Source organism: Dyella sp. GSA-30, assembly GCF_027924605.1.
GTDB lineage: Bacteria > Pseudomonadota > Gammaproteobacteria > Xanthomonadales > Rhodanobacteraceae > GSA-30.
This window is the reverse complement of sequence record NZ_AP027042.1, coordinates 4892945-4917899: the sequence shown is the minus strand read 5'-3', so window position 1 is coordinate 4917899 and position 24955 is coordinate 4892945. Positions and strand designations below refer to the sequence as shown.

30 protein-coding genes are annotated in these 24955 nt (G+C 61.7%); all 30 read left to right on the top strand.

Annotated features, from left to right (window positions below):
* The 30 genes from rplA to rplO all read left to right on the top strand — a co-directional run bounded on the left by rplA (window position 1) and on the right by rplO (window position 24954).
* Window positions 1–708, top strand: a complete 708-nt coding sequence (gene rplA, locus QMG46_RS21130; protein ID WP_281849868.1) for a 50S ribosomal protein L1 — start codon at window positions 1–3, stop codon at window positions 706–708.
* Between the two features lie 338 nt (window positions 709–1046).
* Window positions 1047–1580 (top strand): 50S ribosomal protein L10, encoded by a 534-nt coding sequence (gene rplJ / locus QMG46_RS21125; protein WP_281849867.1) that lies wholly within the window; start codon window positions 1047–1049, stop codon window positions 1578–1580.
* A 46-nt stretch (window positions 1581–1626) separates the two neighbouring features.
* Window positions 1627–1998: a 50S ribosomal protein L7/L12 gene (gene rplL, locus QMG46_RS21120; protein WP_128899615.1), complete on the top strand. Its 372-nt coding sequence runs from the start codon at window positions 1627–1629 to the stop codon at window positions 1996–1998.
* Window positions 1999–2307: 309 nt separating this feature from the next.
* Window positions 2308–6468, top strand: coding sequence for a DNA-directed RNA polymerase subunit beta (rpoB, locus tag QMG46_RS21115; protein WP_281849866.1), 4161 nt, complete (start codon window positions 2308–2310; stop codon window positions 6466–6468).
* A gap of 25 nt (window positions 6469–6493) precedes the next feature.
* Window positions 6494–10705, top strand: a complete 4212-nt coding sequence (rpoC, locus tag QMG46_RS21110; protein ID WP_281849865.1) for a DNA-directed RNA polymerase subunit beta' — start codon at window positions 6494–6496, stop codon at window positions 10703–10705.
* A gap of 174 nt (window positions 10706–10879) precedes the next feature.
* Window positions 10880–11254: a 30S ribosomal protein S12 gene (gene rpsL, locus QMG46_RS21105; protein ID WP_281849864.1), complete on the top strand. Its 375-nt coding sequence runs from the start codon at window positions 10880–10882 to the stop codon at window positions 11252–11254.
* 18 nt (window positions 11255–11272) lie between these two features.
* The gene (rpsG, locus tag QMG46_RS21100; protein ID WP_281849863.1) at window positions 11273–11740 is read left to right on the top strand and encodes a 30S ribosomal protein S7; all 468 of its coding nucleotides are present in this window, start codon (window positions 11273–11275) and stop codon (window positions 11738–11740) included.
* 24 nt (window positions 11741–11764) lie between these two features.
* The gene (gene fusA, locus QMG46_RS21095) at window positions 11765–13894 is read left to right on the top strand and encodes an elongation factor G (protein WP_281849862.1); all 2130 of its coding nucleotides are present in this window, start codon (window positions 11765–11767) and stop codon (window positions 13892–13894) included.
* 51 nt (window positions 13895–13945) lie between these two features.
* Entirely contained in the window at window positions 13946–15136 is a 1191-nt protein-coding gene (gene tuf / locus QMG46_RS21090) for an elongation factor Tu (RefSeq protein ID WP_281849861.1), read from the top strand.
* A 455-nt stretch (window positions 15137–15591) separates the two neighbouring features.
* The gene (gene rpsJ / locus QMG46_RS21085) at window positions 15592–15903 is read left to right on the top strand and encodes a 30S ribosomal protein S10 (RefSeq protein WP_014402136.1); all 312 of its coding nucleotides are present in this window, start codon (window positions 15592–15594) and stop codon (window positions 15901–15903) included.
* 20 nt (window positions 15904–15923) lie between these two features.
* Window positions 15924–16565 (top strand): 50S ribosomal protein L3, encoded by a 642-nt coding sequence (gene rplC, locus QMG46_RS21080; protein ID WP_281849859.1) that lies wholly within the window; start codon window positions 15924–15926, stop codon window positions 16563–16565.
* An 11-nt stretch (window positions 16566–16576) separates the two neighbouring features.
* Window positions 16577–17179, top strand: coding sequence for a 50S ribosomal protein L4 (gene rplD, locus QMG46_RS21075; RefSeq protein WP_281849858.1), 603 nt, complete (start codon window positions 16577–16579; stop codon window positions 17177–17179).
* The gene (gene rplW, locus QMG46_RS21070; RefSeq protein ID WP_281849857.1) at window positions 17176–17469 is read left to right on the top strand and encodes a 50S ribosomal protein L23; all 294 of its coding nucleotides are present in this window, start codon (window positions 17176–17178) and stop codon (window positions 17467–17469) included. The genes rplD and rplW overlap by 4 nt, the downstream gene beginning before the upstream one ends.
* 17 nt (window positions 17470–17486) lie before the next feature.
* Complete coding sequence (rplB, locus tag QMG46_RS21065) at window positions 17487–18308, top strand: 50S ribosomal protein L2 (protein WP_281849856.1); 822 nt, start codon at window positions 17487–17489, stop codon at window positions 18306–18308.
* 12 nt (window positions 18309–18320) lie between these two features.
* Window positions 18321–18593, top strand: coding sequence for a 30S ribosomal protein S19 (rpsS, locus tag QMG46_RS21060; protein ID WP_026635835.1), 273 nt, complete (start codon window positions 18321–18323; stop codon window positions 18591–18593).
* Window positions 18593–18928 (top strand): 50S ribosomal protein L22, encoded by a 336-nt coding sequence (gene rplV / locus QMG46_RS21055; RefSeq protein ID WP_281849855.1) that lies wholly within the window; start codon window positions 18593–18595, stop codon window positions 18926–18928. Before rpsS ends, rplV begins: the two co-directional genes overlap by 1 nt.
* Window positions 18929–18940: 12 nt before the next feature.
* Entirely contained in the window at window positions 18941–19696 is a 756-nt protein-coding gene (rpsC, locus tag QMG46_RS21050; RefSeq protein WP_281849854.1) for a 30S ribosomal protein S3, read from the top strand.
* A gap of 11 nt (window positions 19697–19707) precedes the next feature.
* Window positions 19708–20121 carry a 50S ribosomal protein L16 gene (gene rplP, locus QMG46_RS21045; RefSeq protein ID WP_266169348.1) on the top strand — a complete coding sequence of 138 codons (414 nt, stop codon included), beginning with the start codon at window positions 19708–19710 and terminating at the stop codon, window positions 20119–20121.
* The gene (gene rpmC / locus QMG46_RS21040; RefSeq protein ID WP_281849853.1) at window positions 20121–20306 is read left to right on the top strand and encodes a 50S ribosomal protein L29; all 186 of its coding nucleotides are present in this window, start codon (window positions 20121–20123) and stop codon (window positions 20304–20306) included. Before rplP ends, rpmC begins: the two co-directional genes overlap by 1 nt.
* Before the next feature lie 11 nt (window positions 20307–20317).
* Window positions 20318–20578: a 30S ribosomal protein S17 gene (gene rpsQ / locus QMG46_RS21035; RefSeq protein ID WP_281849852.1), complete on the top strand. Its 261-nt coding sequence runs from the start codon at window positions 20318–20320 to the stop codon at window positions 20576–20578.
* 14 nt (window positions 20579–20592) lie between these two features.
* Window positions 20593–20961, top strand: a complete 369-nt coding sequence (rplN, locus tag QMG46_RS21030) for a 50S ribosomal protein L14 (protein ID WP_114845475.1) — start codon at window positions 20593–20595, stop codon at window positions 20959–20961.
* Between the two features lie 13 nt (window positions 20962–20974).
* The gene (rplX, locus tag QMG46_RS21025) at window positions 20975–21289 is read left to right on the top strand and encodes a 50S ribosomal protein L24 (RefSeq protein WP_281849851.1); all 315 of its coding nucleotides are present in this window, start codon (window positions 20975–20977) and stop codon (window positions 21287–21289) included.
* Window positions 21290–21301: 12 nt separating this feature from the next.
* Window positions 21302–21841, top strand: coding sequence for a 50S ribosomal protein L5 (gene rplE / locus QMG46_RS21020; protein ID WP_281849849.1), 540 nt, complete (start codon window positions 21302–21304; stop codon window positions 21839–21841).
* Between the two features lie 15 nt (window positions 21842–21856).
* Entirely contained in the window at window positions 21857–22162 is a 306-nt protein-coding gene (rpsN, locus tag QMG46_RS21015; protein WP_281849848.1) for a 30S ribosomal protein S14, read from the top strand.
* Between the two features lie 212 nt (window positions 22163–22374).
* Window positions 22375–22770, top strand: a complete 396-nt coding sequence (gene rpsH, locus QMG46_RS21010; protein WP_281849847.1) for a 30S ribosomal protein S8 — start codon at window positions 22375–22377, stop codon at window positions 22768–22770.
* Between the two features lie 10 nt (window positions 22771–22780).
* A complete protein-coding gene (rplF, locus tag QMG46_RS21005; protein WP_281849846.1) occupies window positions 22781–23308 on the top strand; it encodes a 50S ribosomal protein L6 in 528 nt (175 codons plus the stop codon).
* 43 nt (window positions 23309–23351) lie between these two features.
* Window positions 23352–23705 carry a 50S ribosomal protein L18 gene (rplR, locus tag QMG46_RS21000; RefSeq protein WP_281849845.1) on the top strand — a complete coding sequence of 118 codons (354 nt, stop codon included), beginning with the start codon at window positions 23352–23354 and terminating at the stop codon, window positions 23703–23705.
* 121 nt (window positions 23706–23826) lie between these two features.
* On the top strand, window positions 23827–24336 hold the full coding sequence (gene rpsE / locus QMG46_RS20995) for a 30S ribosomal protein S5 (protein ID WP_115477099.1): 510 nt from the start codon (window positions 23827–23829) through the stop codon (window positions 24334–24336).
* The gene (rpmD, locus tag QMG46_RS20990) at window positions 24329–24517 is read left to right on the top strand and encodes a 50S ribosomal protein L30 (protein WP_188799882.1); all 189 of its coding nucleotides are present in this window, start codon (window positions 24329–24331) and stop codon (window positions 24515–24517) included. Before rpsE ends, rpmD begins: the two co-directional genes overlap by 8 nt.
* 5 nt (window positions 24518–24522) lie before the next feature.
* Complete coding sequence (rplO, locus tag QMG46_RS20985; RefSeq protein ID WP_281849844.1) at window positions 24523–24954, top strand: 50S ribosomal protein L15; 432 nt, start codon at window positions 24523–24525, stop codon at window positions 24952–24954.
* The last annotated feature ends 1 nt before the right edge of the window (window position 24955 follow it).

Genomic DNA, 24955 nt, shown 5'->3' with positions numbered 1-24955 from the left:
ATGGCAAAGCTCACGAAGCGTATGAAGGCGGCTACGGCCGCAGTGCAGCCGGGCAAGTTCTATGGCCTGGAAGAAGCCCTGAACATCGTCAAGAACAACGCCAAGGCGAAGTTCGCTGAATCCGTCGACGTGGCCGTGCGCCTGGGTATCGACGCGAAGAAGTCCGACCAGGGTGTGCGTGGCTCCTCGCTGCTGCCGCACGGCACCGGCAAGACCGTCAAGGTCGCCGTGTTCGTGCCGGCCGGTGAAAAGGCCGAGGCCGCCAAGGCCGCCGGTGCCGACGCCGTCGGTATGGACGACCTGGCCGAGCGCATGCAGGCTGGCGATCTCGACTTCGGTCGCGTGATCGCTACGCCGGACGCGATGCGCGTGGTCGGTAAGCTCGGTCAGCTGCTCGGCCCGCGTGGCCTGATGCCGAACCCGAAGGACGGCTCGGTCACGGCCGACGTCGCCACCGCGGTCAAGAACGCCAAGGCGGGTCAGGTCAAGTTCCGTAACGACAAGGCGGGCATCATCCACGCCACGATCGGCAAGGCCAGCTTCGACGCGGCTCAGCTCGCTGACAACCTGAACACGCTGATCGCCGACCTGCTCAAGGCCAAGCCGTCGACGGCGAAGGGCCAGTACCTGCAGAAGGTCGCCCTGTCGAGCACGATGGGTGTGGGTGTGCCGGTCGATACCTCGACCCTGGCCACCAACGCCAAGTAAGCAATCAAGTCCTGTATCGGCGGTTGCCGGTACAGGCATGTTTTTGAGGGCAGCCCTGGCGATAAGCCGGAGCCGCCGTCAAAGACCGCAGGCGAGATCAAAAGCACGTCGATGACGAGCATGGAGCTCATGGTTGGCAGGGAACCGCCGTCGCCGTCCGCTGGAGATCGCTTAATCGGGTCGTTTGACCTGGCCTGCGCAGATGGTGCTGCCCCTTCTGGAAACTATTTCTGGAAAGGCCACCACCCGGGGCACTTCGTGTCCCCGACGTCACGGATGGCGTCGCTCAGGACCGCAAGCGGCAGGAGCCGTAAGCGGAGTTCATAAGAGGAGTGACAATGGCTCTTAATCTGTCTCAGAAGCAAGAAGTAGTCGCCGAGCTGGCAGAAGTCGCTGCGAAGGCACACTCCTTGGTCGCTGCCGAGTACGCAGGCACCACGGTCGCACAGATGACCGCGATGCGTAAGAAGGCTCGCGAAACCGGCGTTTTCTTGAAAGTTGTCAAGAACACGTTGGCATCGCGTGCCGTCGTCGGTACCGAGTTCGAGGTCGTCAAAGACGCCCTGACCGGTCCGTTGCTTTATGCGTTCTCGACCGAAGAACCCGGCGCTGCCGGTCGTCTGATCAAGGAATTCGCCAAGACCAACGAAAAGCTCAAGGCGAAAGTCGTTTCGGTGGAAGGCAAGTTGTTGCCGGCCGCGCACGTCGAAGTGTTGGCATCGCTGCCGACCCGCGAACAGGCGCTGACCATGCTGGCACGTGTGTTGGCCGAACCGGCCACCATGCTCGCCCGCGCCATCAAGGCTGTGGCCGACCAGCAGGGTGGTGGCGAAGTTGCCGCCGAAGCCCCGGCTGAAGCCGAGCCCGCCTAAGTCTCGACGCTGTTTCTAACCGAATCTATTTCCAGAGGTATTAAAAATGTCCCTTTCCAACGAACAGATCGTTGAAGCCGTCGCCGCCAAGTCGCTGATGGAAGTGATGGAGCTGGTCAAGGCCATCGAAGAGAAGTTTGGCGTGTCCGCCGCTGCCCCCGTTGCCGTGGCTGCCGGTCCGGCCGCTGCTGGCCCGGCTGCTGAAGAGCAGACCGAGTTCGACGTGATCCTGAAGAGCGCCGGCGACAAGAAGGTCGACGTGATCAAGGCCGTCCGCGCCATCACGGGCCTGGGCCTGAAGGAAGCGAAGGACCTGACCGAGGCCGGTGGCGTCGTGAAGGAAGCCGCTTCGAAGGAAGACGCTGCGAAGTTCAAGAAGGACCTCGAAGCCGCTGGCGCTACCGTCGAACTGAAGTAATTGGCGCTTTGCGCGCCGGCAGTTCGTTCTAGCGCAAGCTGAGCCTGGGGGCGTAAGCCCCCGGGCTTTCCCTGTTACGAAAGGCCGTCTATGGGGCCTGGCGTCACCGGGACAGAAAGTGAATCACGCATCACCGTAGCAACGCAGCAAAAGGCAGCACTGAAAGGCTTTGGATCGGCCTTTGACTCATGTCTTTTGATGCACCGTTCGTAGGGCAGCACACCCGGTCGGACGGTATGCAGATCCAGTTTTTCAATTCAGCCGGTGTGTGCACCACCGGCGCCACTGCGAACCGAGGCGTCACCTACCATGACCTACTCGTTTACCGAGAAGAAGCGCATCCGCAAGGATTTCGGCAAGCGTCCGCCTGTTTTGGGCGTGCCGAACCTGCTGACCATCCAGACTGACTCCTATCGCGAGTTCCTCCAAGAGCATGTCGCGCCAAAGCAGCGTGACGAAAAGGGTCTGCACGCCGCGCTGAAGTCGGTTTTTCCGATTGTCAGCTACTCCGGCAATGCAGCGCTGGAATACGTCGACTATCGCCTCGGCGAACCGGCGTTCGACGAGCGCGAATGCCGCAACCGCGGCATGACGTTCGGTGCGCCGCTGCGCGTGACCGTGCGCCTGGTCATCTATGACAAGGACAGCCCGGCCTCGAAGAAAGCCGTCAAGTACGTGAAGGAGCAGGAGGTCTACATGGGCGAGATTCCGCTCATGACCGACACCGGCACCTTCATCATCAACGGCACCGAGCGCGTCATCGTCTCGCAGCTGCATCGTTCGCCGGGCGTGTTCTTCGATCACGATCGCGGCAAGACCCATAGCTCGGGCAAGCTGCTGTTCTCGGCTCGCGTCATTCCTTACCGTGGTTCGTGGCTCGACTTCGAGTTCGACCCGAAGGATGCGCTGTTCACCCGTATCGACCGTCGCCGCAAGCTCCCGGTGACCGTGCTGCTGCGCGCGCTCGGCTACAACAACGTCGAGATGCTGGACATCTTCTTCGAGCACAACGTGTTCCACCTGGGCAAGAAGGGTGGCACCACGCTTGAGCTCGTCGCCGAGCGTCTGCGCGGTGAAACGCTGAGCTTCGACCTGACGATCGGTGACAAGGTGCTGGTGGAAGCCGGCAAGCGCATCACTGCGCGTCACGTGCGTCAGCTTGCCGCCGAAAACATCACCGCGCTGGAAGTGCCGGACGACTACCCGATCGGCCGCATCCTCGCGACCGATATCGTCGACAGCAAGACCGGCGAGTTGCTGGCCCAGGCCAACGACGAAATCACGGCCGAGCAGTTGGAGAACTTCCGCAAGGCCGGCATCGAGACGCTGCCGACCCTGTACGTGAACGACCTCGACCGCGGTGCCTACGTGTCGCACACCCTGCGCATCGACAACACCAAGACGCAGCTCGAAGCGCTGGTGGAAATCTATCGCATGATGCGTCCGGGCGAGCCGCCGACCAAGGACGCCGCGCAGAACCTGTTCTACAACCTGTTCTTCACCTTCGACCGCTACGACCTCTCGGCCGTGGGCCGCATGAAGTTCAACCGTCGCGTCGGTCGCCAGGACATTCTCGGTCCGGGCGTGCTGTACGACCACAAGTACTTCAGCGAGCGCAAGGAAGAAGAAGCGCAGAACCTGGTGCAGCAGCAGGGTGTCACCTCCGACATCCTCGACGTGCTCAAGGTGCTGATCGAGATCAAGAACGGCCACGGCACCGTGGACGACATCGATCACCTGGGCAACCGTCGCGTGCGTTCGGTCGGCGAAATGGCCGAGAACACCTTCCGCATCGGCCTGGTGCGCGTCGAGCGCGCCGTGCGTGAGCGTCTGTCGCTGGCTGAATCCGAAGGCCTGACCCCGCAGGAACTGATCAACGCCAAGCCGGTCGCGGCAGCGGTGAAGGAGTTCTTCGGTTCGTCGCAGCTCTCGCAGTTCATGGACCAGAACAACCCGCTGTCGGAAGTGACGCACAAGCGCCGCGTTTCGGCCCTTGGGCCGGGCGGTCTGACCCGCGAACGCGCCGGCTTTGAGGTGCGCGACGTGCATCCGACCCATTACGGCCGCGTCTGCACCATCGAAACGCCTGAAGGCCCGAACATCGGTCTGATCAACTCGCTGGCCGTCTACGCCCGCACCAACTCGTATGGCTTCCTCGAGACGCCGTACCGCAAGGTCGCGGGTGGCAAGGTCACCGACAAGGTCGATTACCTGTCGGCGATCGAAGAGGGCGACCACGTGATCGCGCAGGCGAACTCGCCGCTCGATAAGAACGGCGCGTTCATCGAAGACTTCGTGTCCTGCCGTTTCCGCGGCGAGTCCGAGCTGCGTCCGGCGTCCGAGGTCGACTACATGGACGTTTCGCCCATGCAGACGGTGTCGGTCGCGGCAGCCTTGGTGCCGTTCCTGGAGCACGATGACGCGAACCGCGCGCTGATGGGCGCGAACATGCAGCGTCAGGCCGTGCCGACCCTGCGTTCGCAGACCCCGCTGGTCGGTACCGGCATCGAGCGCGCCGTGGCGCGTGACTCGGGCGTTATCGTCAGCGCCAAGCGCGGTGGCGTGATCGACCAGGTCGACGCCGGCCGTATCGTGGTGCGCGTGCACGAAGAAGAAGTCGGCGAGAACGATGCCGGCGTCGATATCTACACGCTGACCAAGTACACCCGTTCGAACCAGAACACCAACCTCAACCAGCGTCCGCTGGTGAACGTCGGTGACATCGTGGCGAAGGGCGACACGTTGGCCGACGGTTCGTCGACCGACCTGGGCGAGCTCGCGCTCGGCCAGAACATGCTGATCGCCTTCATGCCGTGGAACGGCTACAACTTCGAAGACTCGATCCTGCTCTCCGAGCGCGTCGTGCAGGAAGACCGCTACACCTCGATTCATATCGAGGAGCTGTCCTGCCCAGCACGCGACACCAAGCTGGGTGCCGAGGAAATCACCGCCGATATCCCGAACGTGGGCGAGCAGGCGCTGGCGCGTCTGGACGAGTCCGGCATCGTGTACATCGGTGCGGAAGTGAAGGCAGGCGACATCCTCGTCGGCAAGGTCACGCCCAAGGGCGAAAGCCAGCTGACGCCGGAAGAGAAGCTGCTGCGCGCGATCTTCGGCGAGAAGGCGTCCGACGTGAAGGACAGCTCGCTGCGCGTGCCGCCGGGCATGGACGGCACCGTCATCGACGTGCAGGTCTTCACCCGCGACGGTATCGAGAAGGACAAGCGCGCCAAGCAGATCGAGGAAGTCGAGCTCAAGCGTATCCGCAAGGACTTCGACGACCAGTTCCGCATCCTCGAAGGCGCCATCTACAACCGTATGCGCGTGCAGCTGCTCGGCAAGGTCGCGATGAGCGGTCCGGGTGGCCTGAAGCGCGGCGTGGAAATCACCGGCGAGTACCTCGATAGCCTGAAGAAGGACGACTGGTTCAAGGTCAACGTCAAGGACGAGGAAGTCACCGAGTTCCTCGAGCGCGCCTCCGACCAGGTCAAGCGCCACAAGGAAGAATTCGACAAGCGCTTCAAGGAAAAGCAGGCCAAGATCACCCAGGGCGACGACCTCGCGCCGGGCATGCTCAAGATGGTCAAGGTGTTCTTGGCCGTGAAGCGCCGCATCCAGCCGGGCGACAAGATGGCTGGTCGCCACGGTAACAAGGGTGTGGTGTCCAACGTGGTGCCGGTCGAGGACATGCCGTTCTCCGCCAATGGCATGCCGGTCGACATCGTGCTGAACCCGCTGGGCGTGCCTTCGCGTATGAACATCGGTCAGATTCTGGAAGTGCATCTGGGCTGGGCCGCCAAGGGCCTGGGCCACAAGATCCAGAAGATGATGGAGGCGCAGGCCAAGGTGGCGCAGATCCGCGAGTTCCTCGACCAGATCTACAACCACCACGTTGCCGGCGCCGTACAGCACGTCGACCTGAAGTCGCTGACCGATCAGGAAATCATCGCCCTGGCGACGAACCTGCAGGAAGGCGTGCCGATGGCCACTCCGGTGTTCGACGGTGCGGAAGAAACTGAAATCAAGGCGATGCTGCGGTTGGCGGATCTGCCCGAGTCGGGCCAGACCACGCTGTTCGACGGTCGTACCGGCGAAGCGTTCGATCGCCCGGTCACCGTCGGCTACATGCACTACCTGAAACTGAACCACCTGGTCGACGACAAGATGCATGCGCGTTCCACCGGTCCGTACTCGCTCGTGACCCAGCAGCCGCTGGGTGGCAAGGCGCAGTTCGGCGGTCAGCGCTTCGGCGAAATGGAAGTCTGGGCGCTGGAAGCCTACGGCGCGGCCTACACCCTGCAGGAAATGCTGACGGTGAAGTCCGACGACGTGCAGGGCCGCAACCAGATGTACAAGAACATCGTCGATGGCAACCACGAGATGGCTGCCGGCATGCCGGAATCCTTCAATGTGTTGATGAAGGAAATCCGTTCGCTCGGCATCGACTTCGACCTGGAAGAGATCAAGTAACCCGCGGGTTACAGGAGCTTATGCAATGAAAGATTTGCTCAATCTATTCAACCAGCAGCGCGCTACGCCCGATTTTGACTCGATCAAGATCGCGCTGGCGTCGCCGGAACTGATCCGTTCCTGGTCCTACGGCGAAGTAAAGAAGCCGGAAACGATCAACTACCGCACCTTCAAGCCGGAGCGTGACGGCCTGTTCTGCGCCGCCATCTTTGGCCCGGTGAAGGACTACGAGTGCCTGTGCGGCAAGTACAAGCGCATGAAGCACCGCGGCGTGGTCTGCGAAAAGTGCGGCACCGAGGTCACCCTGGCCAAGGTCCGTCGCGAGCGCATGGGTCACATCGAGCTGGCCAGCCCGACCGCGCATATCTGGTTCCTCAAGTCGCTGCCGTCGCGCATCGGCCTGATGCTGGACATGACCCTGCGTGACATCGAGCGCATCCTGTACTTCGAAGCCTTCGTGGTGATCGATCCGGGCATGACCTCGCTTGAGCGCGGCCAGCTGCTCAGCGAAGACCAGTACCTCGAAGCCGTCGAAGAACACGGCGACGAGTTCGACGCGCGCATGGGCGCCGAGGCGGTGTACGAGCTGCTGAAGTCGCTCGACCTGCCGGGCGAAGTCGTGCGCCTGAAGGAAGAAATCGGCTCCACCAACTCCGAGACCAAGCTCAAGCGCCTCACCAAGCGCGTCAAGCTGATCGAGGCGTTCCTGGAATCGGGCAACCGTCCGGAATGGATGGTGCTGACCGTGCTGCCGGTGCTGCCGCCGGATCTGCGTCCGCTGGTGCCGCTCGATGGCGGCCGCTTCGCGACGTCGGATCTGAACGACCTGTACCGCCGCGTGATCAACCGCAACAACCGTCTGAAGCGCCTGCTTGAGCTGAGCGCGCCGGACATCATCGTGCGCAACGAAAAGCGCATGCTGCAGGAATCGGTCGACGCGTTGCTCGACAACGGCCGTCGCGGTCGTGCCATCACCGGCACGAACAAGCGCGCGCTGAAGTCGCTGGCCGACATGATCAAGGGCAAGCAGGGCCGCTTCCGCCAGAACCTGCTCGGCAAGCGCGTGGACTACTCCGGTCGTTCGGTGATCGTGGTCGGTCCGACCCTGCGCCTGCACCAGTGCGGCCTGCCCAAGAAGATGGCGCTGGAGCTGTTCAAGCCCTTCATCTTCGCCAAGCTGCAGGCTCGCGGTGAAGCCACCACCATCAAGGCCGCCAAGAAGCTCGTCGAGCGCGAGGAAGGCCAGGTGTGGGACATCCTGGAAGACGTCATCCGCGAGCATCCGGTGCTGCTGAACCGCGCGCCGACCCTGCATCGTCTGGGTATCCAGGCGTTCGAGCCGGTGCTGATCGAAGGCAAGGCAATCCAGCTGCATCCGTTGGTCTGTACGGCGTTCAACGCCGACTTCGACGGTGACCAGATGGCCGTGCACGTGCCGCTGTCGATCGAGGCGCAGCTCGAAGCTCGCGCCCTGATGATGTCGTCGAACAACATCCTGTCGCCGGCCAACGGTGAGCCGATCATCGTGCCGACCCAGGACGTGGTGCTGGGCCTGTACTACATGACCCGCGAACTGGTGAACGCCAAGGGCACCGGCATGGTGTTCTCGGGCATCAGCGAAGTGCGTCGTGCGTACGACAACCGCGCCGTCGAGTTGCACGCCAAGATCCGCGTGCGCCTGAAGCAGACGCATATCGACGAAGAGGGTGTTCGTACCACGGCAGTGTCGCTGGTCGAGACCACCGTCGGTCGCGCGCTGCTGGCCGAGATCCTGCCGGACGGCCTGCCGTTCGTGCTGGCCAACACCGAGCTGACCAAGAAGGCCATCTCGCGCCTGATCAACTCCAGCTACCGTCTGCTTGGCCTGAAGGACACGGTCGTGTTCGCCGACAAGCTGATGTACACCGGTTTCCGCTTCGCGACGCGTGCGGGCATCTCGATCGGCATCGATGACATGATCATCCCCGACGAGAAGAAGCCGATCCTGGAAGAGGCCGAGAAGGAAGTGGTCGAGATCCAGGAGCAGTATCAGTCGGGTCTGGTCACCGCCGGCGAGCGCTACAACAAGGTGGTCGACATCTGGTCGCGCACCAACGAACTGGTCGCCAAGGCGATGATCGACGGCATCGGTACCGAGAAGGTCACCAATGCCGAAGGCAAGACGGTCAACCAGAAGTCGATGAACTCGCTGTACATCATGGCCGACTCCGGCGCCCGTGGTTCGGTCGCGCAGATTCGTCAGCTGGCCGGTATGCGTGGTTTGATGGCTCGCCCGGACGGCTCGATCATCGAGACCCCGATCAAGGCCAACTTCCGCGAAGGCCTGAACGTGCTGCAGTACTTCAACTCGACCCACGGTGCTCGTAAGGGCCTGGCCGATACCGCGTTGAAGACCGCCAACTCCGGTTACCTGACCCGTCGTCTCGTCGACGTGGCGCAGGACGTGGTCATCACGCTTGACGACTGCGGTACCGAAGACGGCCTGATCATGCAGCCGATCGTCGAAGGCGGCGATGTGGTCGAGCCGTTGCGCGAGCGCGTGCTCGGTCGCGTGGTCTGCGAAGACGTCTACGCCCCGGGCGATGACGATCAGCCGATCGTTACCCGCAACACCGTGCTGGACGAATCGCTGGTCGAGAAGCTCGACAAGGCCAGCGTGCAGACCATCAAGGTCCGTTCGCCGATTACCTGTCAGTCCTCGCATGGCGTTTGCGCGCTGTGCTATGGCCGCGATCTGGCCCGTGGCCACCTGGTCAACATGGGCGAGGCCGTGGGTGTGGTCGCCGCGCAGTCGATCGGTGAGCCGGGTACCCAGCTGACCATGCGTACGTTCCACATCGGTGGTGCGGCGTCGCGTGCGGCTGCAGTTGATAACGTGACGGTGAAGACCACCGGCACGCTGAAGTTCAACAACCTGAAGACCGTACAGCACGGCCAGGGCCATCTGGTGGCGGTGTCGCGTTCGGGCGAAGTGTCGATCATCGACACCAACGGCCGCGAGCGCGAGCGCTACAAGGTGCCCTACGGTGCCACCATCACGGTCAAGGATGGTGCGCCGGTCAAGGCTGGCCAGACCGTCGCCAACTGGGATCCGCATACCCATCCGATCGTCTCGGAAGTGGCTGGTACCGTGCGCTTCATCGATTTCATCGATGGCATCACGGTGCAGAGCCAGACCGACGAACTGACCGGCCTGGAGTCGGCGGTGGTGACCGATCCGAAGCGCCGCGGTACGCAGGCCAAGGATCTGCGCCCGATCGTCCGCCTGGAAGACAGCAAGGGCCGTGAGCTCAAGCTGCCGGGTACCGACGTGCCGGCACAGTACTTCCTGCCGGCCGGTGCGATCGTGTCGATCCAGAACGGCGCCGAAGTGGGTCCGGGTGACGTGGTTGCCCGTATCCCGCAGGAAACCTCCAAGACCCGCGACATCACCGGTGGTCTGCCGCGCGTGGCCGATTTGTTCGAGGCGCGCAAGCCGAAGGAGCCGGCGATCCTGGCCGAGCGTTCGGGTGTGATCAGCTTTGGCAAGGACACCAAGGGCAAGCAGCGCCTGATCATCAAGGACGTGGACGGCAACGAGCACGAGGAGCTGATTCCCAAGTGGCGTCAGGTCATCGTGTTCGAAGGCGAGCACGTGGAGAAGGGCGAAACGGTCGTGGACGGCGAGCCCAATCCGCATGACATCCTGCGTCTGCTGGGTGTCGAGCCGTTGGCTGCCTACCTGGTCAAGGAAATCCAGGACGTCTACCGCCTCCAGGGCGTGAAGATCAACGACAAGCACATCGAAGCGATCATTCGCCAGATGCTGCGCAAGGTCGAGATCTCCGAGCCGGGCGAAAGCCATTACCTGCGTGGCGAGCAGGTGGAGCGCGTACGGATCAACGCCGAGAACGACCGTGCGGTCGCTCGTGGCGAGCGTCCGGCCGAGTTCCAGTCGGTGCTGCTGGGTATCACCAAGGCCTCGCTGGCCACCGAGTCGTTCATCTCGGCGGCCTCGTTCCAGGAAACCACCCGCGTTCTTACCGAGGCGGCGGTTCGTGGCACGCGCGATACCTTGCGTGGCCTGAAAGAAAATGTTACTGTCGGCCGGCTAATACCAGCAGGTACGGGTCTGGCGTATCACGCACAGCGTCGTCGCCAGGGCGGCGGTTTGACCGCCTTGGAGCTGGAGACTCTCTCCGGTTCCTCCGCTTCGGCTTCCTTTGCGGAAGCAGCTGCCGGTAGTGATGTTGAATAAGCCCCGATATAGGGCTTAAAACAAACGAAATGAGGTGCAAGGAAGCACCTCGTGTTCGAGTCAGGGATGGCAGGGCGTTAGCTTGCCTGGTGCAAGCCACGCATGTTAAATTCCCGCTTCTTGGCAGGCCGAGCTGATTCGGTCTGCCTTTATGTTTCCCAGGAAAAGTTTCGCATGGCAACCATTAACCAGTTGGTGCGCAAATCCCGCAGCCCGAAGAGCTACAAGAGCGATTCTCCGGCCCTGCAGAACAGCCCGCAGCGTCGCGGTGTCTGCACGCGCGTCTATACGACCACCCCCAAGAAGCCGAACTCGGCGCTGCGTAAGGTTGCCAAAGTGCGCCTGACCAACGGCTACGAAGTCATCAGCTACATCGGTGGTGAAGGTCACAACCTGCAGGAGCACTCGGTGGTCCTGATCCGCGGCGGTCGCGTCAAGGATCTCCCGGGTGTGCGTTATCACACGGTGCGCGGCAGTCTCGACTGCGCCGGCGTCGCCAAGCGTCGCCAGGCCCGCTCCAAGTACGGCGCCAAGCGCCCGAAGAGCTAAGAGCAAAGGACACCCAACATGTCGCGTAAAGGTTCACATCCCGCCCGTCTGGTTCTGCCCGATCCCAAGCACGGCAGCCAGCTGATCGCTCGCTTCATCAACATGGTGATGAAGAGCGGCAAGAAGTCGGTCGCCGAAAGCATCGTCTACGGCGCGCTGACCCATCTGGGCGAAAAGAACGCCGAGCCGGTTTCCCTGGTCGAGAAGGCCCTGGGCAACGTCGCTCCGGCCGTCGAGGTCAAGTCCCGCCGCGTCGGTGGTGCCACCTACCAGGTGCCCGTCGAAGTGCGTCCGGGCCGTCGTATGGCTCTGGCCATGCGTTGGGTCATCGATGCCGCCCGTAAGCGTGGCGAGACCTCGATGCCGCGTAAGCTTGCTGCCGAACTGCTGGAAGCCTCGGAAAACCGTGGTGGTGCCATCAAGAAGCGTGAAGAAACGCATCGCATGGCCGAAGCCAACAAGGCGTTCTCGCATTACCGTTGGTAAGTAACAAAGTAGAGGTTTAGGACCGTGGCACGCACCACTCCCATCGAGCGCTATCGTAACTTCGGCATCATGGCTCACATCGATGCAGGTAAGACTACGACCACGGAGCGCATCCTGTTCTACACCGGCGTCAGTCACAAGATTGGCGAGGTGCATGACGGTGCGGCGACGATGGACTGGATGGAGCAGGAGCAGGAGCGCGGCATCACCATTACGTCGGCGGCAACGACGGCGTTCTGGAAGGGTATGGATCGTTCCTTGCCCGAGCATCGCTTCAACATCATCGACACCCCAGGGCACGTCGACTTCACCATCGAGGTGGAGCGGTCGCTGCGTGTGCTGGACGGTGCGGTGTTTGTGCTTTGCGCCGTCGGTGGTGTGCAGCCGCAGTCGGAAACGGTGTGGCGTCAGGCGAACAAGTATGGCGTGCCGCGCCTGGCGTTCGTCAACAAGATGGACCGCACCGGTGCTAACTTCACCAAGGTGGTCGAGCAGCTGAAGTCGCGCCTGGGTGCCAATCCGGTGCCGATGCAGGTGCCGATCGGTGCCGAAGACAACTTCGAAGGTGTGATCGACCTCATCAAGATGAAGGCGATCATCTGGGACATGGAGTCCCAGGGCATGAAGTTCGAATACCAGGACATCCCGGCCAACCTGAAGGACGATGCCGTCGAGGCGCGTAGCTTCATGGTGGAGTCGGCGGCCGAAACGTCCGAAGAACTGATGAACAAGTACCTGGAAGAGGGCGACCTCTCCGAGGACGAAATTCTTGCAGGTCTTCGCGCCGGTACACTGGCAAACACGCTGATTCCAGTGTTCTGCGGTACGGCCTTCAAGAACAAGGGCGTGCAGGCCATGCTCGACGCAGTGATCCAGTTGCTGCCGTCGCCAGCCGATCGTCCGCCGGTCAAGGGTATCGACGAGAACGACAAGGAAGACAGTCGCGTCGCGGACGACAAGGCGCCGTTCTCGGCGCTGGCGTTCAAGATCATGACCGATCCGTTCGTCGGTTCGCTGACTTTCTTCCGCGTGTACTCGGGCATGCTCAATTCGGGCGATGCCGTCTACAACCCGGTGAAGTCGAAGAAGGAGCGTATCGGTCGCATCCTGCAGATGCACGCGAACGAGCGTCACGAGCTCAAGGCCGTCTGTGCGGGCGATATCGCCGCGGCAGTGGGTCTGAAGGACGTGACGACCGGTGACACGCTGTGCGCGCAGGATCACGTCATCACTCTGGAGCGCATGACGTTTCCGGAGCCGGTGATCTCGATGGCGGTCGAGCCGAAGACCAAGTCGGACCAGGAAAAGATGGGTATCGCCCTCGGCCGTCTGGCCGCGGAAGATCCGTCGTTCCGCGTTCGCACGGACGAAGAATCCGGCCAGACGATCATCTCGGGCATGGGCGAGCTTCACCTGGACATCCTGGTGGACCGCATGAAGCGCGAGTTCAACGTCGAGGCCAACGTGGGCAAGCCGCAGGTGGCTTACCGCGAGACGCTGCAGGGGAGCTACAAGGCGGACTTCAAGCACGCCAAGCAGTCCGGTGGTAAGGGTCAGTACGGCCATGTCGTCATCGAGTTTGCACCGATGACCGACGAGGAGCGCAAGGATCCGAACACCAAGGACGACTTCCTGTTCGTCAATGACATTACGGGCGGTGTGATTCCGAAGGAATACATCCCGTCGGTCGAAAAGGGTCTGCGCGAATCCATCACCAGCGGCCATCTGGCCGGCTTCCCGGTGGTGGGCGTGAAGGCCAAACTCGTGTTCGGTTCGTACCACGACGTCGATTCGTCGGAAATGGCGTTCAAGATCGCTGCCCATGGCGCGTTCCGTGAAACGTTCAAGGGTGAGGGCGCGAAGCATTCGCGGCCGATCCTGCTCGAGCCGATCATGAAGGTTGAAATCGTGACACCTGAGGACTATCTCGGTGACGTGATGGGCGACGTCAGTCGTCGTCGCGGTGTGCTGCAGGGTTCGGACGATACGCCGTCGGGCAAGACCATCAATGCGATGATCCCGCTGGGTGAAATGTTCGGTTACGCCACCTCGCTGCGCTCGCAAACCCAGGGTCGTGCCACGTTCACGATGGAATTCGACCATTACGAGCCGGCCCCGAACAATATCGCCGAGCAGGTCATGAAGAAGGCCTGATAGGGCTTTTCTTTTCCCCTTATAACAGTTCTTTTTTAGAGGTTTTGAGTCATGGCAAAGGGTAAATTCGAGCGCAGCAAGCCGCACGTTAACGTAGGCACGATTGGCCACGTCGACCACGGCAAGACGACGCTGACGGCAGCGCTGACGAAGGTCGGTGCAGAGCGTTTCGGTGGTGAATTCAAGGCATATGACGCGATTGACGCGGCGCCGGAAGAGAAGGCGCGCGGCATCACGATTTCGACCGCACACGTCGAATACGAATCGCCGATCCGCCACTACGCCCACGTCGATTGCCCCGGCCACGCTGACTATGTGAAGAACATGATCACGGGTGCGGCGCAGATGGACGGCGCGATCCTGGTGTGCTCGGCCGCGGACGGCCCGATGCCGCAGACGCGCGAGCACATTCTGCTGTCGCGCCAGGTGGGCGTGCCGTACATCGTGGTCTTCCTGAACAAGGCGGACCTGGTGGACGACGCCGAGCTGCTCGAGCTGGTCGAGATGGAAGTGCGCGAGCTGCTGTCGAAGTACGAGTTCCCGGGCGACGACACCCCGATCGTGACCGGTTCGGCGCGTAAGGCGCTGGAAGGTGACCAGTCGGACATGGGCGTGCCGGCGATCATCAAGCTGGTGGACGCACTGGACAGCTACATTCCGGAGCCGGTGCGTGCGCTGGACAAGTCGTTCGTGATGCCGGTGGAAGACGTGTTCTCGATCTCGGGTCGCGGCACGGTGGTGACCGGTCGTATCGAGACGGGCATCATCAAGGTCGGTGACGAAGTGGAAGTGGTCGGTATTCGTCCGACCCAGAAGACCACGGTGACCGGTATCGAAATGTTCCGCAAGCTGCTGGACCAGGGCCAGGCAGGCGACAACGCCGGTCTGCTGTTGCGTGGTCTGAAGCGTGACGACGTCGAGCGTGGCCAGGTGTTGGCCAAGCCGGGTTCGATCACCCCGCACACGGACTTCGAGGCCGAGATCTACGTGCTGTCGAAGGACGAAGGCGGTCGCCATACCCCGTTCTTCAGCAACTACCGCCCGCAGTTCTACTTCCGTACGACGGACGTGACCGGTGCGATCAAGTTGCCGGAAGGCACGGAGATGGTGATGCCGGGCGACAACGTGAAGATCACGGTGAGCCTGATCCACCCGATCGCGATGAGTGAAGGCCTGCGTTTCGCGATCCGCGAAGGCGGCCGCACCGTCGGCGCCGGCGTGGTTGCCAAGATCGTCAAGTAAGTTTCGTAGCTCAGGCTATGGAGAGGCCGCCCTAGTGGGCGGCTTCTTTTTTCAAAGGGTAGGGCGACGATCCCCGATTGGCGTGTAGGGCATCTTTCCTTAGCGACTGCTTGCGGCGCCCGAAAAGTTACGCTATAGTTGCAAAGTTACCTAGCCAGATAGCCTTCAAAGCTACCCGGCACACCGCGAAATGAGGCCCAAGGATGGCGCTTCGAGTTCGCTTACATGGATTGTTGCGGGGATACCCGGTCTCGAGCTAAGTCTCTGACGATCTGTGTGTTTTCGCGAATGTTTCCCGTCTGGGCAGGCCGGTTAACGGCCTGCCCGGCGTTTTGGGGTCTTCCTGATGTGGTTTTACAGGGGGCTCTTTGCAGTAAATGCAGTACTGGGTTGTGCGAGGCGGTGAGAAGCCACCTCGGATCACATAACGTTCTTTTGATAACAGGACACGGTTTATGGCGAACCAAAAGATTCGCATTCGGCTCAAAGCGTTCGATCATCGTCTGATCGACCGTTCGGCCAGCGAGATCGTCGAGACGGCCAAGCGCACTGGCGCTACGGTTCTCGGCCCGATCCCGCTTCCGACCAAGATCGAGCGCTACACCATTCTGGTGTCGCCGCACGTCGACAAAGATGCTCGCGACCAGTACGAAACCCGTACGCACAAGCGAGTGCTCGATATCGTTGACCCCAACGACAAGACCGTGGACGCGCTCATGAAGCTTGATCTCGCCGCTGGCGTAGACGTTCAGATCAAGCTCGGTTGAGCGATAGACAGGATACGAACATGAGTATCGGACTAGTTGGCCGCAAGTGCGGCATGAGCCGACTCTTCACTGAAGATGGACGCTCGATTCCGGTGACGCTGATTGAAGCCACCCCGAATCGCGTTACGCAGCTGAAGACGGAAGATAACGATGGTTACAGCGCCGTGCAGGTTGCAGTGGGTGCCAAGCGCGCCAATCTGCTGACCGCGCCGCTGAAGGGTCACTACGCCAAGGCGAAGGTTGAGCCAGGTCGTGGTCTGTGGGAGTTCCGCGTGTCTGCCGACGATCTCGGCAAGTACAGCGTGGGCGCCGAGATCAAGGCCGACGACGTGTTCCAGGTGGGTCAGATCGTTGACGTCGCCGGCGTGTCGAAGGGCAAGGGCTTCCAGGGTGCCATCAAGCGCCACAACTTCAGCATGGGTGACGCCACCCACGGTAACTCGCTGTCGCATCGCGCGCCGGGTTCTATCGGTCAGCGTCAGACCCCAGGCCGCGTGTTCCCGGGCAAGAAGATGGCCGGTCACATGGGTGCGGTCAATCGCACGCAGCAGGGCCTGGAAGTGGTCAAGGTGGACGCCGAGCGTCATTTGATCGCGGTGAAGGGCGCCGTGCCGGGTGCTACCGGCGGCGACGTCGTCATCCGTCCGACGACCAAGGGTTGAGGAGAGACACCATGGAATTGAATGTCATTGGTGCCAAGCCGCTCAGCGTGTCGGACGAAGTGTTCGGCGCAGAGCTCAAGAAGGCCCTGATCCATCAGGTAGTCGTCGCTTACCAGGCCGGCGGTCGCGCCGGTACCAAGGCGCAGCTGTCGCGCGGTGAGATGTCGGGTACCACCAAGAAGTTCAAGAAGCAGAAGGGCGGCGGCGCTCGTCACGGCGACTATCGCGCTCCGATCTTTATCGGCGGTGGTGTCACCTTTGCCGCCAAGCCGCGCAGCTTCGAACAGAAAGTCAACCGCAAGGCCTATCGCGTCGCGATCCGCTCCATTCTCGCGGAGCTGAATCGTCAGGGTCGTTTGAAGGTCGTCGAAAGCTTCGGCATCGACGCTCCCAAGACCAAGACGATGATCGCCAAGATGGCTGAGCTCGAGGTGTCCGGTCGCGTGTTGCTGGTGTCGGAAGATGCCAACGAAGCGCTCTACCTGGCCGCCCGTAACATCCCCTACCTCCATGTCGTCGACGTGTTGGCGCTGAACCCGGTTAGCCTGGTCGGTTCCGATCACATCGTCATGACGGTCGAGGCGGTGAAGAAGGTCGAGGAGTGGCTGGCATGAGCAACGAACGCATTCTCAACACGCTGCGCGCGCCGCACATCTCCGAAAAGGCTGCTCGTCTGGCCGAGAGCAATCAATACGTTTTCGTGGTGGCCCCCGAGGCAACGAAGGCTGATGTCCGCGCAGCGGTGGAAGCCATGTTCGACGTCAAGGTCGAGCAGGTGAACCTCGTCAACGCCAAGGGCAAGGTCAAGTCCTTCCGTTTCCGCGCCGGCAACCGTCAGGGCAAGCGCAAGGCCTATGTGCGTCTCGCCGATGGTCACACCATCGACGTGTCCGCCAAGGCCTGAGCCAGGAGTTTTGTGAGATGGCATTAATTAACCACAAGCCCACTTCTCCCGGTCGTCGCGACTCGGTAAGTGTGCACACCCCGGGCCTGCACAAGGGCGCGCCGTACGCGCCGTTGACCGAATCGCAGTCCAAGACGGGTGGCCGTAACCACTATGGTCGCATCACCATTCGTCATCGCGGCGGCGGTCACAAGCAGGCCTACCGCATCATCGACTTCAAGCGCGACAAGGAAAGCATTGCCGCCAAGGTCGAGCGTATCGAGTACGATCCGAACCGCACTGCGCACATCGCGCTGCTGTGCTACGCCGATGGCGAGCGCCGCTACATCATCGCGCCCAAGGGCGTGCAGGTGGGCGACCGCCTGGTGTCGGGTACCGATGCGCCGATCAAGGCCGGCAACAGCCTGCCGCTGCGCAATATCCCGGTCGGTAGCACGATCCACTGCATCGAGATGAAGCCGGGCAAGGGTGCGCAGATCGCACGCTCCGCTGGTGCCTCGGTTCAGCTGGTCGCTCGTGAATCCGGTTATGCCACGCTGCGTCTGCGCTCCGGCGAAATGCGCCGCGTGCCGGTCGACTGCCGCGCCACCATCGGCGAAGTCGGCAACGGCGAGCACAGCCTGAAGAAGCTGGGCAAGGCCGGTAAGAAGCGCTGGCAGGGTATTCGCCCGACCGTCCGCGGTGTAGTCATGAACCCGGTCGACCATCCGCATGGCGGTGGTGAAGGCAAGACCTCCGGCGGCCGTCATCCGGTCAGCCCGTGGGGCACGCCGGCCAAGGGCTACAAGACCCGTAACAACAAGCGCACACAGCAGTTCATCGTGCGTCGTCGCAAGTAATAGGAAACCGTCATGCCGCGTTCATTGAAGAAAGGTCCGTTCGTCGACCTTCACCTCGTGAAGAAGGTGGAAGCTGCGGTTTCCACTAACAACAAGCGTCCGATCAAGACCTGGTCGCGCCGCTCCATGATCCTGCCGGAAATGGTGGGATTGACCATCGCCATCCACAACGGTCGCCAGCACGTGCCGGTGCTCGTCAACGAGAACATGGTCGGGCATAAGCTCGGCGAGTTCGCGGTGACCCGCACTTTCAAGGGCCATGGCGGCGATAAGAAGGGCAAGTGATGAGCACCGAAGCCAAAGCGATCCTGCGCAGCGCTCGCATCTCAGCGCAGAAGGCACGCCTGGTAGCTGACCTGGTCCGCGGTTTGCCCGTGGGCCGTGCCAGCGACGTGCTCCAGTTCACCAACAAGAAGGCCGCACACCTCGTTCGCAAGGTGCTGCTGTCGGCCGTCGCCAACGCCGAGAACAACCTCGGCGCTGATGTGGACGAGCTGAAGGTCTCGAGCATCTTCGTGGACGAAGGTCCGGCGATGAAGCGTATGTATGCCCGCGCCAAAGGCCGCGGTTCGCGCATCTTGAAGCGCACCAGCCACATCACTGTGGTCGTTGGTAACTGAGGGATATAGACGATGGGTCACAAAGTTAATCCAATCGGTATCCGCCTCGGTATCGCCAAGGACTGGAACTCGAAGTGGTACGCCAATAAGGGCGATTACGCCAAGTACCTCGCTGCCGACCTTAAGGTCCGCGAGATGCTGCGCAAGAAGCTGGCAGCCGCCGGCATCTCGAAGATCCAGATCGAGCGTCCGGCCAAGACCGCACGCGTGACGATCCACACCGCCCGTCCGGGCGTGGTGATCGGCAAGAAGGGCGAGGATATCGAGAAGCTGCGTAAGGAAGTCAGCCAGCTGATGGGCGTTCCGGCGCACATCAACGTCAACGAGGTGCGCAAGCCGGAGCTCGACGCTCAGCTGGTCGCCGAGTCGATCGCGCAGCAGCTCGAGCGTCGCATCATGTTCCGCCGCGCCATGAAGCGCTCGGTCGGCAACGCGATGCGCCTGGGCGCCCTCGGTATCAAGATCAACGTGTCCGGTCGTTTGAACGGCGCCGAAATCGCTCGCTCCGAGTGGAGCCGCGAGGGCCGCGTGCCGCTTCATACGCTGCGTGCGGACATCGACTACGGCTTCGCGGAAGCGAAGACCACCTACGGCATCATTGGCATCAAGGTGTGGGTCTACAAGGGCGAAATCTTCGACCTTTCCCAGATCGGCCAGGAGTCGAAGGAAGAGCAGTCGCAGCAGCCGCGCCGCGAAGGTGGCGAGGGCCGTCGTGATCGTGAATCGCGTCGTGATGGCGAAGGCCGTCGCGACCGTGCAGCGAAGTAAGGAGAGTTGCCATGTTGCAACCCAAGCGAACCAAATACCGTAAGCAGTTCAAGGGCCGTAACGACGGCCTGGCTTTCAGCTCCAACCTCGTGAGCTTCGGTGAGTACGGCCTCAAGGCCACCACTCACGGCGCGCTGACCGCGCGCCAGATCGAAGCGGCACGTCGTTGCATCACCCGTTTCGTGAAGCGCGGCGGCAAATTGTGGATCCGCGTGTTCCCGGACAAGCCGATCACCAAGAAGCCGATCGAGGTCCGAATGGGCGCCGGTAAGGGCGGCGTGGAATTCTGGGTCGCTCCGATCCAGCCCGGCCGCATGCTCTATGAAATCGAGGGCGTCGACGAGGCAACGGCACGCGAGGCATTCCGCCTGGCCGCCGCCAAGCTGTCGGTGCAGACCCAGTTCGTATCGCGGGCGGTGATGTGATGGCCATGAAAGACTTGAACACGAAATCGGCCGACGAGCTGAAGCAGCACCTGCTGGACCTGCGCAAGGAGCAGTTCAACCTGCGCATGCAAAAGGGCACCGGCCAGCTCAATCAGCCGCACCAGCTGCGCCGAGTTCGGCGCGACATCGCCCGCACGAAGTTCGTGCTCGGCGCTAAGAAGTAAGGACGGCGGATATGAGCGACAACCAAAAGCAGGCACGTACCCTCGAGGGTCGTGTCGTCAGTAACAAGATGGACAAGACGGTTACCGTCCTGATCGAGCGCCAGGTGCAGCATCCGCTGCTCGGCAAGATCGTCCGTCGTTCGACCAAGCTGCATGCGCAAGATGAGCTGGGTGCGAACGAAGGCGACGTGGTGCGTATCGCGGAGTGCCGCCCGCTGTCCAAGACCAAGCATCACCGCGTGGTCGAAATCGTCACGCGCGCCAGCGTCTAAGGGAGGGTGCAGACATGATTCAGATGCAAAGCACGCTTTCCGCAGCAGATAACAGCGGCGCGAAAGAACTGATGTGCATCAAGGTGCTCGGCGGCTCCAAGCGTCGCTACGCGGGCATCGGCGATGTCATCAAGGTCACCGTGAAGGATGCGATCCCGCGCGGTAAGGTAAAGAAGGGCGAGGTGTACAACGCCGTGGTGGTTCGTACCGCCAAGGGTGTGCGCCGTCCCGATGGCTCGCTGATCCGTTTCGACGGCAATGCAGCGGTGCTCCTCAACAACAAGCTCGAGCCGATCGGCACCCGTATCTTTGGGCCGGTGACTCGTGAGCTGCGCAGCGAGAAGTTCATGAAGATCGTCTCGCTCGCACCCGAAGTGCTCTGAGCGGAGAAGACCCATGAACCGTATCCGCAAGGGTGATCAGGTCATCGTGATCACCGGCAAAAACAAGGGCCAGCGCGGCGACGTGCTGCGCGTTGACGGCGATCGCGTGTTCGTCTCCAACGTGAACCTGGTCAAGCGCCACACCAAGCCGAATCCGCAAGCCAACCAGGCCGGCGGCATCGTCGAGCGTGAAGCTTCGATCCATATCTCTAATGTGCAGCTGTTCAACCCCGCCACGAACAAGGGTGAACGCGTCGGCTTCAAGGTGCTCGAAGATGAGCGCAAAGTCCGCGTGTTCCGTTCGTCTGGCGAGGTCGTGGACGCGTAAGGAACACAAGTCATGACGCGCCTTGAAACTTTTTATAAAGACCAGGTCATCCAGAAGCTCACCGAGCGTTTTGGTTACCAGAACGTGATGCAGGTTCCCCGCATCACCAAGATCACGCTGAACATGGGCGTGGGCGAAGCTGCGGGCAACAAGAAAGTGCTCGAGAACGCCGTGGCCGACATGGCCAAGATCTCCGGCCAGAAGCCGATCCAGACCAAGGCGCGCGTGTCCGTTGCCTCGTTCAAGATCCGCGATGGCTGGCCGATCGGCTGCAAGGTCACCTTGCGTCGCGCCCAGATGTGGGAATTCCTGGATCGCCTGATCAACATCTCGCTGCCCCGTACCCGCGACTTCCGCGGCGTGTCGGGTCGCGCCTTCGATGGCCGTGGTAACTACAACTTCGGTATCAAGGAACAGATCATCTTCCCGGAAATCGATTTCGACGCTGTCGACGCGATGCGCGGTATGGATATTTCCATCACCACCACCGCCAAGACCGACGAAGAAGCCAAAGCGCTGCTGGAAGCTTTCAGCTTCCCGTTCCGCAACTAAGAGAGTCGCGAGAATATGGCCAAGACCTCCATGGTGAACCGCGACCTCAAGCGGACCAAGCTCGTCAAGAAGTACGCCGCCAAGCGCGCCGAACTGAAGGCGATCGTGCTGAGCCCCAAGTCCTCCTACGAGGAGAAGATGGACGCTCAGACCAAGCTGCAGAAACTGCCGCGTGATGCGAGCCCGAGCCGCCAGCGTACGCGCTGTGCGCTGACCGGCCGCCCGCGCGCTGTGTACCAGAAGTTCGGCCTCGGCCGTAACAAGCTTCGCGAAGCCACCATGCGTGGCGACGTTCCTGGCCTGCGTAAGGCCAGCTGGTAAGACCAAAGAGGGCAGGGCCTTCGGGCCCGCCTAACCGGCGGGGGCATGGTGACATGCCCCCGTTGACGCGACTTTTGCCCCGCTATTCGCAAAAGCTGGAAAAGCTGCTATAGTCGACGGTCTGTGTTACGCAGAACGCCGTCTCTACGGCTCACAATCGAATATTGATTTCCGGTTTTATCGGATATCGGTGCACTCTGAAGGATGTTTTCATGAGCATGACTGATCCCATCGCCGATCTGTTTACGCGCATCCGCAATGCCCAGCTCACGGGCAAGCAGGCCGTAAGCATGCCGTCGTCAAAGATGAAGGTGGCCCTGGCCAACCTTCTGAAGAATGAGGGCTATATCCTCGACGCCAAGACCTCCACTCAGGAGGGCAAGCCGGTGCTCGAGCTCAAGCTGAAGTATTTCGAAGGCCGTCCGGCCATCGAGCGCATCGAGCGCATCAGCCGTTCCGGCCTTCGCGTGTATCGCGGCAAGACTGAATTGCCGAAGATCCTGGGCGGCCTGGGCATTTCCATTATCTCGACTTCGGCAGGCCTGCTGACCGACGCGCAAGCTCGCGCCAAGGGCTTGGGCGGCGAAGTCATCGGCATGGTCGCTTAAGGAGTTTCCGATGTCTCGAGTTGCCAAAAAGCCGATTTCGCTGCCGAAGGGCGTGGAACTGAACGTCGCCGAGAACAGCATCTCGGTGAAGGGTCCCAAGGGCACCCTGTCCACGCATCATCTGCCGGGCGTCACGGTTGCCGTCGATAACGGCACGGTCAATATCCAGGTTGCCGAAGGCGCCGAGGACAAGTTTGGCGGTACGGCGCGTGCGCTGTTGGCCAACATGGTCAAGGGCGTGTCCGACGGTTACGAGCGCAAGCTCGAGCTGGTCGGCGTCGGTTACCGCGCTGCCATGGCCGGCAAGGACCTGAACCTCAGCCTGGGCTTTTCGCACCCGGTGGTGTTCAAGGCGCCGGAAGGCATCAGCCTCGAAACCCCGTCGCAGACCGAAATCCTGATCAAGGGTTCGGACAAGCAGCTGGTGGGCGAAGTCGCTGCCAAGATCCGTGGTTATCGTCCGCCGGAACCCTACAAGGGCAAGGGCGTGCGTTATTCCGGCGAGAAGATCACCCTGAAGGAAGCTAAGAAGGCTTAATGCGCTGCAAAGCGCTCGCCTATCCGCTTTCTGGAGAGAACCTATGAACAAGAATGAATCCCGCCTGCGTCGCGCCAAGTCGACCCGCTCGCATATCCGCAAGCTGGCCGTGGCTCGTCTGTCGGTGCATCGCACCGGGCAGCACCTGTACGCACAGGTGTTCGACGCTTCGGGCAAGAACGTCGTCGCTGCAGCGTCCACCGTGCAGAAGTCGGTCGCCGAAGGCCTGAAGGGCACCAAGAACCTCGAAGCGGCCGCGGCCGTGGGCAAGGCGGTGGCCGAGCGTGCCATGGCTGCCGGTATCGAGTCTGTGGCATTCGATCGCTCGGGCTTTCGTTATCACGGTCGCATCAAGGCTCTGGCCGATGCGGCGCGCGAAGCGGGCCTGAAGTTCTAAAAACTTTTGGATTCGGGCGTTGATGTAACCGGCGCCCGACTCCATACGCAATACCTAACAACTCCAAGCGGCTCAGCCGCAAGAAAAGTCCCGGATAGTCCGGGCATACGGAAAAGAATTCATGTCTTCTACCGATCGCGAAAATTCAGACGGCCTGCTCGAGAAGCTGATTGCCGTTAACCGCGTGGCCAAGACCGTCAAGGGTGGCCGCCAGATGAGCTTTACCGCGCTGACCGTCGTCGGCGACGGCGAGGGCAAGGTTGGCTTCGGCTATGGCAAGGCGCGCGAAGTGCCGGTCGCCATCTCCAAGGCCATGGAACGCGCTCGCCGCAACATGGTGAGCATCGACCTGAACAACGGCACCCTGTGGTACGCCATCAAGGCCAACCACGGCGCTGCTCGCGTGTTCATGCAGCCGGCTTCCGAAGGTACCGGCGTCATCGCCGGCGGCGCGATGCGCGCTGTGCTGGAAGTGGTCGGCGTCAAGAACGTTTTGGCCAAGGCCGTCGGTTCGCGCAACCCGATCAATCTGGTTCGCGCCACCATCAAGGGCCTCCAGGCCGTCGCCTCGCCGAAGCAGATCGCTGCCAAGCGTGGCAAGACCGTGGAAGAGGTGCTGGGCAATGGCTAACAATGACAAGACCGTTCGCGTTCGCCTGGTCAAGGGCCTGCGCGGTGTGCAGAGCCGTCATCGCCTGAGCGTGAAGGCGCTCGGCCTGAACAAGCTCAACGACGTCCGTGAGTTGAAGGACAGCCCGCAGGTGCGTGGCCTCATCAACACGGTCTATTACCTCGTGCGGGTTGAGGAGTAAGCATCATGCGTCTTAACGACATCAAGCCGGCCGCCGGTTCCCGCAAGACGCGTCTGCGCGTCGGTCGCGGTATCGGTTCGGGCCTGGGCAAGACCGCCGGTCGCGGTCACAAGGGTCAGCACGCTCGCGCGGGCGGTACCCATAAGTACGGTTTCGAAGGCGGTCAGATGCCGCTGCAGCGCCGCCTGCCGAAGGTCGGTTTCCGTTCGCTGAAGAAGGCCGAGAGCCAGGAAGTTTTCCTGTATCAGCTGGCCAACCTGAAGGTGGACGAGATCAATCCGGTCGTTCTGCACCAGGCAGGTCTGATCGACAGCCGCGCCAAGAAGGTCAAGGTCGTCGCCAAGGGCGAGATCGGCCGCGCGGTGAAGTTGATCGGCATTCTGGCAACGGTCGGCGCCAAGGCAGCTATTGAAGCTGCCGGCGGCAGCGTGGAGTAAT